Below are 14,384 nucleotides of genomic sequence, written 5' to 3'. Positions count from 1 at the left end.
TTACTTGAATAGAATGATATGACTTAAATGTATGAGGGTAACCAATACGATTAGTTATTTCATAATTGAGGGGTTAATATGCTGATTCGATATAAAAAATCTTTTGAAAAGATAGCTATGGGTCTGCTTTCTTTTATGCCGGAAGTTACAGATATCCGCAATCTGCAGGATGTCATCCGGCAGTACGATGCAGATCCTGACTGGCATCTGTTTTTATGGAAAGAAGAAGATATTCTGGGGGCGGTCGGCGTCCGTCTGGAGGGCGGCAGAGCCGTCGTACAGCACGTCTCCGTTAATCCATCCCACCGTAATCAGGGGATCGGACGCAGAATGATTCAAAGCATCCGTCTTCACTTTAAAGATCAATGTGAAATCTGTGCTGATACAGCTACAGAAACGTTCATGGAAAAATGTGATGAGGAAAGTGCTTCTTCCCAGTTGTAAGATGAAAGAGGTGCCGCTGCGGCACCTCTTTTCTCATGGGGAATTTTATCTTCTGCGCTTATGCTTATGAATCAGCCTTTCATCTTCCATCCTGCTGGGTGACCCGAAGTCCACTCCCCATCTTTTACAGATCTCACCAACATCCTGTGAAAGCTGTGGGTCCGTAATAGAAAAGTTCCAGCTTACATAAGGTTCACCGCTCCGTACACGAGAGAGTTCTGAGGAAAGCTTCTCTTCCATGTGCACTGGATCAAGCCCCAGATGAACAAGAGATTCCCGCTGTGACGGCATATGATGGACACACCTTTTTAAAAGAGTGGCAGCCCCGTTTTGGTTGCCCCGGCGGTCATGGTACATAGCCACAGCTGTTTGTATAAGCAGAACCCATACAGACTGCCGGTTGCCCGGGTCTGTATTTTTCCAGTGCTCCTCGAGCACTTCATGGCATTCAAAGTAATCCCTTGTCCCATGAAAATGGGCCAGGTATTCTAAGTAATGAGAAGGGTACATCGCAATCACTCCATTTCAAGCGGGAGCCTGTTGGTCCGGGTCATTTTCCGCAACCGGAGCGCCCGCTCTCTATAGTTTATAGGACACACCATTCCACCTACAAGGGGCACCGTTTACACCACCTGTTGGCAGAAGAACATTTCTGATATGATAAAAGAGAAGAATCAGTGGTAAAGGAAGAATAACATGACAAAAAGCTACCAAGTGAAAGTGGAAGGCTTCGAAGGGCCTCTGGATCTTCTTTTACATCTTATCAATCGATACGAAATTGATATCTATGATATTCCTGTTTCGCAGATAACAGATCAATACATGCATTACATTCACACGATGCAGGAATTAGAACTTGATCTTGCCAGTGAATATTTGGTAATGGCTGCAACACTGTTGGCTATAAAGTCACAGATGCTGCTTCCTCAGCCTCAAATGGAAGAAGATATGGAAGATATGGAACTCGAAGAAGACCCACGGGAAGAATTGATGCGGCGCTTGATCGAATACCGTAAATACAAGCAGGCCGCGGATGAATTGAAGCAGAAAGAGCTGGATGCTAACCGGATCTATACGCGTCCACCTTTGAGTATGGAGGACCAGCAAGAGGAAAAGGTGGAAGTCCGTCCGGGAGAAGCGTCGATTTATGACATGATCCAGGCCATGGGCAGGCTGATGAAACGTAGTAAAGAAAAGCAGCCTGATGAAGCCAGAGTCCGGCGTGATGAAATCCCTATCCAGATGCGTATGGACGAAATATTACATCAAATGGAGCGTTCACCAGAAGGGACTCCGTTTTACCAGTTGTTCGAAAAACGGACGAGGCCCCATATTGTCGTTACGTTCATTGCACTTCTTGAGTTAATGAAAAGCAATGAAATTACCTGCGTGCAGCAGAAGCATTTTGAAGAGTTAATTGTGTTTAAGATGGAGGATGCCCCATGGAATTAGAGGAATACAGAGCAATCATTGAAGGGGTGCTGTTTGCCTCCGGTGAAGAAGGAGTGCCAAAAAAGAAGTTGATGGATTTGCTGGGGATGGACAAATCTTCTGTAAATGATTTGATTGAGAGTATGCAGGAGGCTTATATGCATCCATCACGGGGGCTGATGATTATGGAGTCCCAGGGAACCCTGCACCTCACAACGAAACCCGAGCATGCGTCCTACTACAAACGTCTGCTGGATTCCCCGAGCGCAACCAGACTTTCGCAGGCGTCCCTTGAAGCGCTGGCGATCATCGCTTATCAGCAGCCGATAACGAGAATTGAAGTGGACGATCTGCGCGGGGTGAAAAGTGACCGCTCTATACAAACCCTTGTTAATAGAGGTTTGATTGAGGAAAAAGGACGCAAAGATGCCATTGGTCGTCCGATTCTTTATGGAACGACGAAGGACTTTTTAATTTACTTTGGTTTGACATCGATCGACGAGCTCCCTCCTCTTGAGGACCTGCAACACCCTGAGGATATGGCAGGAGATGCCGATCTTTTCTTTGAAAAATTTGAGAAAGATCCGTTAAATGATGAAGACTGACACATGCTGCTCCTGATCCAGGGGCAGCATTTTTTTACGGCCGGGGAAGGGCTTCTGGATTCATATGCCTGTACATTCAGGCATAAGGTGTAGCAAACGACTAGAATGGGAGGAGCTCCTCTTGAAAAGGTGTTTATATATGATTTTAACCGCCCTGCTCGCTTTCCAATGGTTTAGTTTACACCCGGTTCAAGCTGAAGGAGCGCTGTCTGTATCAGCCGAGCATGCGGTTTTGATGGATGCAGCATCCGGACGGGTCCTGTATGAGAAAGATGCGTACGAGCCAGCTTTGATTGCCAGTACAACAAAAATCATGACGGCGCTGATTGCCGTTGAATCAGGTAAAATGGATGAGAAGGTTACCGTAAGTAAGAGGGCGGTGTATACAGAGGGATCTTCCATTTATTTAACAGAAAAAGAAAGCATTCGCTTAAAGGACCTTGTTTATGGTCTCATGCTCAGGAGTGGGAATGATGCGGCGGTCGCTATAGCTGAACATGTGGGAGGAAGTGTAGAAGGCTTTGTCCAGATGATGAATGATAAAGCCGCATGGCTCGGAATGAATGACAGCCGGTTTGAAAACCCTCATGGACTGGACGGGGAATTCCACCTTTCCAGCGCCTACGACTTAGGGCTGCTGATGGCTTATGCAATGAAAGACGAAACGTTTCGTGAAATTACGGGTAGTGAGTCCTACCTTTCAGAAAACAGGGATTATGCCTGGATGAACAAAAACAAAATGCTGACTCAGTATTATGATCCGACAAATGGTGGAAAGACAGGTTTCACCAAGGCAGCAGGACGGACGCTGGTCACTTCTGCTGCTAAAGAGGGAATGGAATTGATTGCGGTTACTTTGAATGCCCCGGATGATTGGAATGATCATAGAAACATGTTCGAATGGGGATTCGCCCATTTTGAAACCGTCCTTCTGCAGAAGAAAGGCACGGTGAAAGTGGGGGGAGAAGCCTATTATGTACCGAGAGATTTAGCTTATCCCTTAACCTCATCCGAAAAAGAGCAGCTGGAAGCGGTGTTTTACCCTGTGGAAGAAGGGACCGGACTCATGGCGGGGGTTACCTATTATAAGTCTGGTAATAATCCTATTGTTGAAGCTGCTGTATGGAAGGAACGTCCACCGCAGTCTTTTTTACGGGAAGTCGGTGATTTTCTCCACCGGATGATGGGGGTGGCGCCATGGTCAACCTGATCTGGGCGCTTCTTGCGATCATCGGTATTGTTTATGCGGCGTTCAACGGCACGATGAAAGAGGTCAACCAGGCGATATTTCAGACGTTGGATGAGGCAGTTATGATTACGATCAGCCTTGCAGGTGTGCTGGTGTTCTGGCTCGGGTTGATGAAGATTGCGGAAGAAGCTGGATTGTTAAGAGGACTTGCTGTTTTATTTAAACCTGTAGTCCGCCGGATCTTTCCAGATATCCCGGACAACCATCCTGCGCTTGGATACATTTTATCGAACATGACGGCCAATATGTTTGGACTGGGGAACGCAGCGACGCCGATGGGGCTGAAAGCGATGAAGGAATTGAAGGATCTATCCGGATCGGATCATGCCAGTCGTTCCATGATTACCCTGCTTGCCCTCAATACATCCTCGTTAACGTTGATTCCTACAACCGTTATAGCGGTCAGGATGAAATATGGATCCTCTGACCCTACATCAATCATCGGGGCTACTATACTCGCCACAATCATTTCCACCTGCGCCGCCCTCTGCATCGACCGCTATTTTTATTACAGGAGAAAGCGGAGGCTTGGATTATGATCAGTATATGGCTGATTCCGGGAATCATCTGTCTCGTACTGGTCACGGCTACCATAAAAAAGATTCCCTCTTATGAGGTTTTCGTAGAAGGAAGTAAGGAAGGGCTACAGATTGCTGTGTCCCTGCTGCCCTTCCTTCTAGGCATGATGGTATCCATTGCCGTTTTTCAGGCCTCAGGAGCTATGGAAGCGGTGCTCGTATTGTTTGAGCCCGTTATGAATGCTTTCGGCGCACCGGAGGAAATTCTGCCACTGGCTTTTATCCGACCCATCTCTGGAACGGCCGCATTGAGTATGACGACAGAGCTGATCCGCACGTTCGGACCTGATTCTTTCATCGGCTATCTGGCATCCGTCATGCAGGGAAGCACGGATACAACGCTCTACATCATTACCGTCTATTTCGGTGCTGTTGGAATCAAGCGGATGGGTGATGCATTGAAGGTTGGACTGCTTGCAGATTTAGTTGGTATACTGGCATCAATCATAATTGTTATCATCCTATTCCAATGATAGGATGATTTTTTTGTTCAAACCTTTATAGAATGTGTATAATGTAAATGGTATGTTCACTTGCTGTAGGAAAGCTGCAGGGAACATGTGAGATTTTAGAAGCAGAAGAAAGTTGGTGACGGTCGTATGGCAGAGAAAGAACGACTACAAAAGGTGATCGCCCATGCTGGTGTTGCATCACGAAGAAAAGCAGAACAGATGATTTTGGATGGAAAAGTGAAAGTGAATGGTGAAATTGTCACGGAACTTGGAACAAAGGTTGGAAGAAACGACGATGTTGAAGTGGAGGGTGTCCCGATTGATAAAGAGGAACCTGTCTATTTCATGCTTTATAAACCAAGAGGTGTGATTTCCAGTGTAAGCGATGACAAAGGCCGGAAAGTCGTAACAGACTTTCTTCCTGAAGTGAAAGAGAGGATTTTCCCGATCGGACGCCTGGATTATGATACATCCGGCTTGATCCTGCTCACCAATGACGGAGACTTCGCCAATATGCTTATGCATCCCAGCCATGAAGTCAACAAAGTATATATCGCGAAAACGAAAGGGATTCCGACACCGGAACAATTGAAGCAGTTGAAAAAAGGGATCACGGTGGACGGGGAGTATTTGAAAGCTGTCCATGCAAAAATCAATTCTACGGATTCCAGGAAAAATACAGCAATCGTTCAGGTTATTCTGCACGAAGGGAAAAACCGTCAGGTGCGCCGTATGTTTGATACCCTCGGATTTCCAGTAGATAAACTGAAGCGTGAACGGTACGGAACGCTGGACCTTAAAGGGCTGAATGCCGGGGATTACCGTCCTCTGAAGCCTTTTGAAGTGAAACAGCTGCGCCAGCTCGCTGAAGAAAATGTTGAATAACGTTCATATTCTGACTTTCCAATCGATGATATAATGATCTGGGAGTGACTGCTATGAAAGAGAAAACCATCCGGAAAAAGAAAAAAAGGCTGATCTTCCGGGCTGCCATGCTGACGGTTATGATTGGTCTTGTCGTTTTTGCTCTTGTGGCAAATGGAAAAGATGATCAGGTGGCTGTTGCCAAAGGGGAAGAGGCGCCTGATTTTCAATTGAAGAAATTCGGTACGGAAGAAACGGTTCGATTGAGTGATTTGAAAGGGCAGGGAGTCATGCTGAACTTCTGGGCCACCTATTGTGGTCCGTGCAAGGATGAGATGCCTTATATGGAAGAGTTATACGACGAGTATAAGGAAAAAGGTGTGGAGATCCTTGCCGTCAACCTGGATTCAACAGAATTGGTTGTAGAAAACTTTGTGAATGAATATAACCTCTCCTTCCCGATTCTTCAGGATAAGAAAGGACAGGTGATGGATCTGTATAACATCGGCCCGATCCCTTCGACCTTATTCATCAATCCGGAAGGTGATATTGAAGAGCAGGTGATCGGCCCGCTTACGCTGGAAAAACTGGAGGGGTACCTGCAGGAGATTTCACCAGAGGAATAGAGTCTACTTATATATTGTGAGGTTTTATTATGAATGAGATTACCTGTGAGTGCGGACACGTAAACCCCGAAGGTACCGTTTTGTGTGAGTCCTGTGGAAAGCCGGTCGAGGGGAATCAGCATATCGACGGCAATGACCAGAAGGAACTGCTGAACATGCGCTATGATGGGAGTGCCCGCAGATCCCAGACGTATAATCGGACGTGGGTTGATAAAATATGGAATTTCTTTTCCTCTGTTAAAGTGGGCGTGTGGCTCATTTTTATTACTGTCATAGCTTCAGCGGTAGGAACGATTTTTCCGCAGGAAGTGTTTATACCTGGTAATGCTGATCCGGCCACCCACTACCGGGATCAATACGGAATCGCCGGCCAGATTTATTATCAGCTTGGTTTTCATGATTTATTCAGTTCCTGGTGGTATATGCTGCTGATTGCCATGATTGGTATTTCCATCGTTATCGCCAGCATTGACCGGTTTTTTCCGCTTTACAAAACCTTGAAAAACCAGAAGCCGAAACGGCATGAGCTGTTTATGAAGAAACAGCGGGTGTTCGGAACGACAGAAACTCAGAACGTGGATGTGGAGCGTTTTAAAGCCAACCTGAAGAAGCGGCGCTTTCGTGTGTATGAACAGGATGGTCATCTGCTGGCTGAGAAAAACCGCTTTGCCCGGTGGGGGCCGTATGTCAATCACATCGGCCTGATCATTTTTCTGCTCGGGGCACTTCTCCGATTCGTCCCGGCTTTTTATGTCGATGAATTCATCTGGGTCCGGGAAGGGGAAACCATTTTAATTTCCGGAACGGATGGACAGTATTATATTGAAAATAAAGCTTTTACACTGGAAACGTATGACAAGGATAATCCTGATGATGCCCGATTTAAAGAAGCGATTGAAAATCAGAACGGAGCCATTCCTAAAACTTTCCGGACGGATGCTGTGATCTATGAGCGCACCAACTCGGATGTCACAGGAGCTGAAGCGGAGCTGGAGCAGGTGAAGGAAGGTGCATCCACGATGAACAATCCTTTGAAATTCGGTGATTATGCCCTTTATCAAGCCAGTTATCAATTGAATGAATTCAAGGAAATGTCCTTTAAGATTCATGACAAGGATGACGAATCGACCAACTATGGAGAATTCACCGTCGATCTGACAAATCCTCAATCTACATATGAACTGGACGAAGGCTACAGAGTGGAAATCGCCAACTATTTTCCTGATTATGAACTGGAAGATGGGGAACCGGTTTCCGTGTCGAAGTATCCAAGGAACCCGGCCTTTGTTTTTCAATTATTTCCTCCAGGGGAGTCAGAACCTGAAACCAGTTTTCTCGGTATAGGAGCCAATGTTGATGCTGGTGGTGAAAATGAGTACAAGCTTGGTCTGACTGAATTTGATGTCAGGGATGTGACCGGTCTGACAGTGAAAAAGGATGAAACGCTCTGGTTGATTGCTTTTGGAGGCGCTGTCTTTATGATCGGGGTTGCCCAGGGCATGTACTGGAACCACCGCAGAATCTGGCTTCAGCCTCGAAGTGATGGCGTCTGGATTGCAGGTCATACGAATAAAAACTGGTATGCATTAAGGATGGAGATTGATAAAGCGATTGAGGGAACAGGGATAGAGGCTCCCGTCGATCAGCACGAAATGAAATCATAGAGTCAGGAGGATGAACATGGGAGATTTAACGACCATAAGCAGTAACCTGCTTTATGCGGCATTTTTCATCTACTTGACGGCTACCTTCTTCTTCGGCGGAACAATAAGAGACAAGAAGAAAGGCAGCAGCAGAGTGGCTGGAAATATCGGTATTACGATCACCATCATAGGATTTCTTACGCAGCTTGGATACTTCTTTACAAGGTGGGGAGCAAGTGGTCATGCCCCTGTCAGTAATTTGTTTGAATATACGACATTCTTTGGGATGATGCTCGTCTTTGCCTTTATTGTCCTTTACTTTATTTACCGTGTGGATCTGCTGGGTCTGTTTGCACTGCCGATTGCTTTGCTTCTCATTGCATTTGCGAGCATGTTTCCGACAGAGATTTCACCTCTCGTCCCGTCCCTGCAGTCGCACTGGCTATATATTCACGTAACGACAGCTTCTCTCGGTCAAGGAATCCTGTCCGTAAGCTTTGTCGCCGGTTTAATATTTCTTATCCGGCAGGTGGATCAGACGAAACGATCCAAGCATACGATGTGGCTCGAGTTTGTCATTTATATCATTGCCGCTACAGTAGCGTTTATCGTGCTTTCCTCAACCTTCAGCGCTCTTAATTATCAGGCGGAGTTTGAAGCACCAGTCGAAGGACAGCCGGTGACCATCACCTATGAGATGCCCGCCATTACGGGTCCTGCTGGAGGGGAATTACTGACTGAAGATGCTGCATCTCCTTTGTTTGATGCTCCTGAATGGATGCGTGGCGAAGATGCAGCGAAGAAATTCAATACATTCCTCTGGGCAGTCGCAGGCGGACTTGTTCTTTACTGGGGCTTACGCCTCATTTTCCGCAGACGTATTGCGGCAGTCATTCAGCCACTATTGAAAAAGGTTAATCCTGAGCTTGTTGATGAAGTGTCTTACCGGGCGGTGGCCATCGGATTTCCGGTCTTTACGCTTGGGGCACTGATCTTCGCTATGATTTGGGCCCAGCAGGCATGGGACAGGTTCTGGGGCTGGGACCCGAAAGAAGTCTGGGCTTTGATCACCTTCTTCTTTTATGCCGCATACCTGCACCTCCGCCTTTCCCGCGGATGGCAGGGGATGAAGTCTGCCTGGCTGGCTGTCGGTGGTTTCGGCATCATTATGTTTAACTTGATCGCCGTTAACTTAATCATTTCAGGTTTGCATTCTTATGCATAAGGTCAAGGGCAGACGGTTTTGAATCGTACTGCCCTTGATGTACATTCAATCGATTTAAATGGTAATGGAGGAAGATATTATGGAACGAGAAGCTAAAGTACTGGTCGTGGACGATGAAGAACGTATCCGCCGGCTGATACGTATGTATCTTGAGAGAGAAGATTACGTGATTGAAGAGGCGGAGGATGGCGAAGAAGCCTTCCAAAAAGCGCTCCAGGAAGACTATGATGTGATCCTTTTGGATTTGATGCTTCCGGGGAAAGACGGCATTGACGTATGCCGTGAACTGCGTGAGAAGAAGGCGACACCGGTGATTATGCTGACGGCCAAAGGAGAGGAAGCCAACCGTGTCCAAGGCTTTGAAGCAGGGGCTGACGATTATATTGTGAAGCCTTTCAGTCCCAGGGAAGTGGTTCTGCGGGTGAAGGCCCTGCTGCGCAGGTCTTCCTCGACGAAGTTTTTGGAAACGGAAACCTCTGCCCGCAACGTCCTTGTTTTCCCGCACATGACAATTGATAATGATGCCCACCGTGTAACCGCTGACGGGAATGAAGTATCATTGACACCGAAAGAGTATGAACTGCTGCATTTTATGGCACAGGCCCCGGATAAGGTTTTTGATCGGGAAAGGCTTTTGAAAGAGGTATGGCAGTACGAATTCTTCGGGGATTTAAGGACGGTCGACACCCATGTGAAACGACTGCGTGAAAAACTCAGTAAAGTGTCCGCAGAAGCTGCCGGCATGATTGTAACGGTATGGGGGATCGGCTATAAATTTGAGGTCTCCGGCGATTGATGTTCTGGCGTAGTGTTGTAGGTAAACTTTGGTTTACCATCCTCTTTCTTGTGTGTTTTGTTCTATTTATTTTAACCATCCTTCTATTGGAATTTTTTCAGAACTACCACATTCTTGAGGCGGAACGGCATCTTCTACAGACCGCTGATAAAATTTCGGAAGTGGTGGAGAGGTATGAGGAGGATGAGGATCTTCTTTTGTCTACGACAGACCTCGTCAAAGATCCAGCGAGCCGTGCTGTCATTACCTGGGGACCGGGCCGTCAGATTGCGGCGGAAAGCTCCTCTGAGAATCTTCCCGTCATCAATTATGAATGGTTTAGTAACGACCCTGATTTATCCACGGTTATGGAAGAAGGCATGGATGTGAAAAAAGTAGCTGACCTGAGTGCCGGAGAAACCGGCATTATGGTTGTAGGTACACCTCTGAACGAGGGGCAGGGTGCTGTGTTTGTCTATCAGTCGCTGGATACAATTGAAGAGACTTCTGAACAAACGACTAAAATCATCTTCCTTGGTGCAGGGATTGCAATTGTTTTAACTACCATCTTTGCTTTCTTCTTGTCGACGAGAATCACTTCGCCCTTGATAAAAATGAGGGAAAGCGCCCTCGAACTTGCTAAAGGCCGCTTCAATACGAAAATCCCGATCCGTACTCATGATGAAATCGGCGAGCTTGCCATGGCTTTTAATCGGATGGGGCGGGAGCTGAAATTTCATATTAATGCACTGAATCATGAGAAAGAACAGTTATCCGGGATTCTTCGATCCATGGCGGACGGGGTCATTACCGTGAACCGTCAAGGGGATGTTCTTGTATCTAATCCACCTGCTGAACAGTACTTGGAAGCGTATGAGTTTGAAAATCAAGGGACAGATGGACACGTAGATCTTCCTGAACCATTACAGGAACTGCTGCAGCGTGTCATTATCGAAGAACAGGAGTTGATGACAGAGGCAACTCTGCAGGGGCGTTCATGGGTTATTTTAATGACGCCTTTATACGATCGTCAGAAAATCCGTGGTGCGGTGGCTGTTCTAAGGGATATGACAGATGAGAGGCGTCTGGACAAACTAAGGAAAGATTTTATTGCCAATGTATCCCATGAGCTTAGAACGCCTATTTCAATGCTCCAGGGCTATAGCGAGGCTATTGTGGACGACATCGCGGAAAGCAAAGAGGAAAAGAATGAACTGGCTCAGATTATCCATGATGAATCGCTTCGGATCGGCAGGCTCGTCAATGAACTGCTCGACCTGGCCCGTATGGAGGCGGGCCATATCCAGTTGTCCATGGAAGCGCTGGATATGGAATCCTACATGCATAAGATTATCAGGAAGTTCCAGGGGGTTGCGAATGATAAGGGCGTGATCCTTCATTCGGCTATAGATCCTGAAGTGGAAACGGCCTCCTTTGATCCCGACCGGATTGAGCAGGTGTTTACCAATCTGATTGATAATGCCATCCGTCATACAGAAACAGGCGGCGAAGTCATGATCCGTGTGGAAGCCGGAACCGGGGCATGGGTGGGATCAGTCAGCGACTCCGGCCTCGGTATTCCTGAAGAGGATCTGCCGTTTGTATTCGAGCGTTTTTATAAAGCAGATAAATCAAGAAAGCGCGAAAATATGAATTACAAGAAAGGGACCGGCCTTGGGCTTGCCATCACGAAGAACATTGTGGAGGCACATGAAGGTTCGATCAGTGTCCACAGCCGACTGAAGGAAGGGACAACCTTCACCTTCAAGATCCCTTACCACCAGTAACGTAGAAGCTGCCTGCTGCAGGCAGCTTCTACGTTTTTTTATGGACGGTTGAAAGATCTGGTTTTCTTTTCTAAACGAAGACTTTAAGATGAAAGTGTAACGTTTGATACATAGGAGCGTCTAAATAAGTATCGCAGGAGGTACAGCCATTGAGAGCGTTCTTTGATGAACTTTATGATCATTACCACCAGGACCTGTTTCAGTTCATTTATTATATGGTAAAAGACCGGAACCTGGCGGAGGATCTTGTCCAGGATGTTTACGTGAAAGTGTTGAAATCCTATCATTCTTTTCATGGGAAAAGCTCGGAAAAAACGTGGCTGTTTTCCATTGCTCGTCACGTAACCATCGATCATTTCCGCCGTCAGAAAAGAAAGCGGGATCGAGTGGCTGAATTTTTTGACTGGGGTGAAAAGGGCCCCCAGCTTCCTGACCGCGATCCGCTCCCTGAAGAAATCATTATCCAGAGTGAGGACGTAAAGCATGTCTACCGGGCGATGAACCAGTGCTCTGTCGATCAGCGGACCGTTTTAATCCTGCGTTATATCCAAGGGCTTTCAATTAAGGAATCTTCCGAGGTTACGGGCTGGACAGAAAGCAAAGTGAAAACGACGCAGCATCGAGCGTTGAAAACCGTGAAGGAATACACAGATTCAGTGGAAGGAGGGGGAGGAGAATATGAAAAAATCTAATAGGCAGGATGTGGAAGAGCAGTTGTCCAGGCTCCCTTCCATAAAAGATCATCAATCCAGAGAAATCCTCTATCAGGCAGTAAACGAAAAGTTACACCGGAAGAAAAAACGTGTCCCTTCGTGGCTGGGGCCTGGATTTGCCGTCTGCGCTGTACTCATACTGCTCGCGGTCTTCATCCCTGTCTTTATGTCACAGCATCAGCAATTGAATACCCAGCCTTCCACACAAACCAGTGATAAAGCTTCTCCGTCTCTGGAGAGCCCTGAAAATGAAAGTTCTACAGGGTCCGCTGTAAAGGAAGGGGAGGAGTCTTCGGAGGCTCCCGATGCCTCCTTGTCTATCATGGAGGATGAGTGGTTTACATTTGTTTATCCAGGAAGGAATGCGGAAGTTGTCATACCGGTTTCCACTCATGATGCTCTTCCTTTTACAAAGGAAAAAGCGGAGGAGAAAGGCTTGTCAGACAGACTGCTGCAGAACGTCGAAATTGATATTGATGAAGCGGCGGAAAAGGCGGAGGTTACTTTTCCGGATGAATTTGATCCAGCAGGAACAGCATATGTGCAAATGCTTATGGAAAGTATCCGCTGGGAGCTGGAAGGTAAAGGAGTGCAGACCATTGCGCTGAATCGTCCTTCCTATGATTCGGTCCCGATGGGGAATTATGGGGAACTGGACAGCCTGGACCCGATTTCGGAAGGGGAATATATGTTTAAGCTGTACCAGTATAACGCGCAGTCTCCCACCTATCTGGCCCCGGTTCCTACGGAAGGAAAACCATCTCTTGAAGAAGTGTTGAACTTGATGAAGGAGAAAGGTGGTGGAACGTATATCAAACCCTCTGTTCCAGACCATGTTGAATTTGCCGTCGATAAGGCTGAAGAGGGGCATGTACAGCTGGATATTTCTCATCAGGAATGGAGGAGCGAACAGGAGCTCATTCTGATGATTGAGGCTGTTTCAGCTACGGCCCGCCATTTCGGGATGTCCCGGGTAACCTTTGGTGGAATGGGAGTGGAGGAAGCCGGAGGGTATGATTTAACAAAACCTGTTGATCTGCCCGCCCCGTTCAACGTAGAACCATGATCCTTTGCAAACTCCCCTTTTTCAGGGGAGTTTTTTTGGGACGTTCCGGCTGATGCGTGTTAAAATAGAACCGTCTGAAAAAGGAGACATGCAGATGGATCAAATGCAGATACAGGAATTAATTTCTCAAAAAATGAAGCTCATCCGAGTGGAATATGGATACACGCAGAATCGGATGGCTGAAATCATCGGGCTGTCCAAAAAGACCCTAGTTCAAATTGAAAAGCAGAGAACGACGGCCGGGTGGACAACGGTCACAGCGGTCTGTGCGCTCTTCAGAGAAAGTGAGATCATCAGGAGAGTCTTGGGGGATGCGCCTCTTGAAATATTGGAAACGGCTGCTCATCTTCATATATACGCCGGGGAAAAAGCTACGTCCAGCCTGCCGGTGACGTGGACGGTCATCACTGAAAAAGGCAGTCTTAAGCTTGAACGAAATGAAAGAAGCGGTCATTTCCGCATCAGTAGAGCGGGAACGAGGCTTTTTTCGACATGGAATCGTGTGGAGGCAGAACTCCATTTGGAGAAGATAGCACGTGAAACATAAGAACGGCCCCTGTTTAGAAGGGGCCGGTGTATATCATTCGAATTTTAACGGATCTCCATGAAAAGGAGCTTCCGCAATTTTAATAGAATCGGTTGGACAGCCGTCAAAGGCATCTTCCATATCTTCCTCATATAAATCGGGTACAGCTTCCGTCCCCTCATTATCATCCATCACTGCAAAGGCAAGTCCTTCGTCATCATAATCATAGATGTCCGGAGCAGCCGCCCCGCAGGCCCCGCAGGCAATACAGGTTTCTTTATCGACCATCGTGTATTTCGCCAAAGGGATTTCCCCTCCTTTTTCTAACCATTCTATATTGACAGTCATTGTCTATGAAAGTGGTCCACGTCCTATTGTAAATCTCCCCCCTGTATTTTTC

General features: G+C 47.0%; 17 protein-coding genes. 15 read left to right on the top strand and 2 right to left on the bottom strand.

Going from position 1 to position 14,384, the window contains the following annotated elements:
- Positions 1–78: 78 nt before the first annotated feature.
- Complete coding sequence (locus H615_RS0106960; RefSeq protein ID WP_027954472.1) at positions 79–444, top strand: GNAT family N-acetyltransferase; 366 nt, start codon at positions 79–81, stop codon at positions 442–444.
- Positions 445–489: 45 nt separating this feature from the next.
- Here the strand turns inward: H615_RS0106960 and H615_RS0106955 are convergent, their stop codons facing one another.
- On the bottom strand, positions 490–954 hold the full coding sequence (locus tag H615_RS0106955; RefSeq protein WP_027954471.1) for a DUF309 domain-containing protein: 465 nt from the start codon (positions 952–954) through the stop codon (positions 490–492).
- Between the two features lie 186 nt (positions 955–1,140).
- On the opposite strand from H615_RS0106955, the gene H615_RS0106950 reads away from it, so the two are divergent.
- The 14 genes from H615_RS0106950 (at position 1,141) to H615_RS0106880 (ending at position 14,005) form a co-directional block, all read left to right on the top strand.
- On the top strand, positions 1,141–1,896 hold the full coding sequence (locus tag H615_RS0106950; RefSeq protein WP_027954470.1) for a segregation/condensation protein A: 756 nt from the start codon (positions 1,141–1,143) through the stop codon (positions 1,894–1,896).
- On the top strand, positions 1,887–2,480 hold the full coding sequence (gene scpB, locus H615_RS0106945) for an SMC-Scp complex subunit ScpB (protein ID WP_027954469.1): 594 nt from the start codon (positions 1,887–1,889) through the stop codon (positions 2,478–2,480). Before H615_RS0106950 ends, scpB begins: the two co-directional genes overlap by 10 nt.
- A 139-nt stretch (positions 2,481–2,619) precedes the next feature.
- Positions 2,620–3,690 carry a D-alanyl-D-alanine carboxypeptidase family protein gene (locus tag H615_RS0106935; RefSeq protein WP_051254611.1) on the top strand — a complete coding sequence of 357 codons (1,071 nt, stop codon included), beginning with the start codon at positions 2,620–2,622 and terminating at the stop codon, positions 3,688–3,690.
- Entirely contained in the window at positions 3,678–4,268 is a 591-nt protein-coding gene (locus H615_RS0106930) for a nucleoside recognition domain-containing protein (protein ID WP_027954467.1), read from the top strand. The genes H615_RS0106935 and H615_RS0106930 overlap by 13 nt, the downstream gene beginning before the upstream one ends.
- Positions 4,265–4,780, top strand: a complete 516-nt coding sequence (locus H615_RS0106925) for a spore maturation protein (RefSeq protein ID WP_035531347.1) — start codon at positions 4,265–4,267, stop codon at positions 4,778–4,780. Before H615_RS0106930 ends, H615_RS0106925 begins: the two co-directional genes overlap by 4 nt.
- A 126-nt stretch (positions 4,781–4,906) precedes the next feature.
- Positions 4,907–5,644: a pseudouridine synthase gene (locus tag H615_RS0106920; RefSeq protein ID WP_027954465.1), complete on the top strand. Its 738-nt coding sequence runs from the start codon at positions 4,907–4,909 to the stop codon at positions 5,642–5,644.
- Between the two features lie 53 nt (positions 5,645–5,697).
- Positions 5,698–6,249 (top strand): thiol-disulfide oxidoreductase ResA, encoded by a 552-nt coding sequence (gene resA, locus H615_RS0106915; RefSeq protein WP_027954464.1) that lies wholly within the window; start codon positions 5,698–5,700, stop codon positions 6,247–6,249.
- 29 nt (positions 6,250–6,278) lie between these two features.
- Entirely contained in the window at positions 6,279–7,913 is a 1,635-nt protein-coding gene (gene resB / locus H615_RS0106910) for a cytochrome c biogenesis protein ResB (protein WP_027954463.1), read from the top strand.
- Positions 7,914–7,929: 16 nt separating this feature from the next.
- On the top strand, positions 7,930–9,117 hold the full coding sequence (gene ccsB, locus H615_RS0106905; RefSeq protein WP_027954462.1) for a c-type cytochrome biogenesis protein CcsB: 1,188 nt from the start codon (positions 7,930–7,932) through the stop codon (positions 9,115–9,117).
- 79 nt (positions 9,118–9,196) lie between these two features.
- Positions 9,197–9,913: a response regulator transcription factor gene (locus H615_RS0106900; RefSeq protein WP_027954461.1), complete on the top strand. Its 717-nt coding sequence runs from the start codon at positions 9,197–9,199 to the stop codon at positions 9,911–9,913.
- Positions 9,913–11,679, top strand: a complete 1,767-nt coding sequence (locus H615_RS0106895) for an ATP-binding protein (protein WP_027954460.1) — start codon at positions 9,913–9,915, stop codon at positions 11,677–11,679. The genes H615_RS0106900 and H615_RS0106895 overlap by 1 nt, the downstream gene beginning before the upstream one ends.
- A gap of 149 nt (positions 11,680–11,828) precedes the next feature.
- Positions 11,829–12,371, top strand: coding sequence for an RNA polymerase sigma factor SigX (gene sigX, locus H615_RS0106890; protein ID WP_027954459.1), 543 nt, complete (start codon positions 11,829–11,831; stop codon positions 12,369–12,371).
- Positions 12,358–13,458 (top strand): hypothetical protein, encoded by a 1,101-nt coding sequence (locus H615_RS0106885; RefSeq protein ID WP_027954458.1) that lies wholly within the window; start codon positions 12,358–12,360, stop codon positions 13,456–13,458. Before sigX ends, H615_RS0106885 begins: the two co-directional genes overlap by 14 nt.
- A gap of 94 nt (positions 13,459–13,552) precedes the next feature.
- Positions 13,553–14,005 (top strand): helix-turn-helix transcriptional regulator, encoded by a 453-nt coding sequence (locus tag H615_RS0106880; protein ID WP_027954457.1) that lies wholly within the window; start codon positions 13,553–13,555, stop codon positions 14,003–14,005.
- Between the two features lie 33 nt (positions 14,006–14,038).
- Here H615_RS0106880 and H615_RS0106875 read toward each other — a convergent pair whose 3' ends face one another.
- The gene (locus tag H615_RS0106875) at positions 14,039–14,287 is read right to left on the bottom strand and encodes a ferredoxin (RefSeq protein WP_027954456.1); all 249 of its coding nucleotides are present in this window, start codon (positions 14,285–14,287) and stop codon (positions 14,039–14,041) included.
- Positions 14,288–14,384: the final 97 nt, after the last annotated feature.

Source organism: Halobacillus kuroshimensis DSM 18393 (assembly GCF_000425705.1).
GTDB lineage: Bacteria > Bacillota > Bacilli > Bacillales > Halobacillaceae > Halobacillus > Halobacillus kuroshimensis.
The sequence above is the reverse complement of the archived record's forward strand: the minus strand, read 5'-3'. Positions and strand labels throughout refer to the sequence as shown.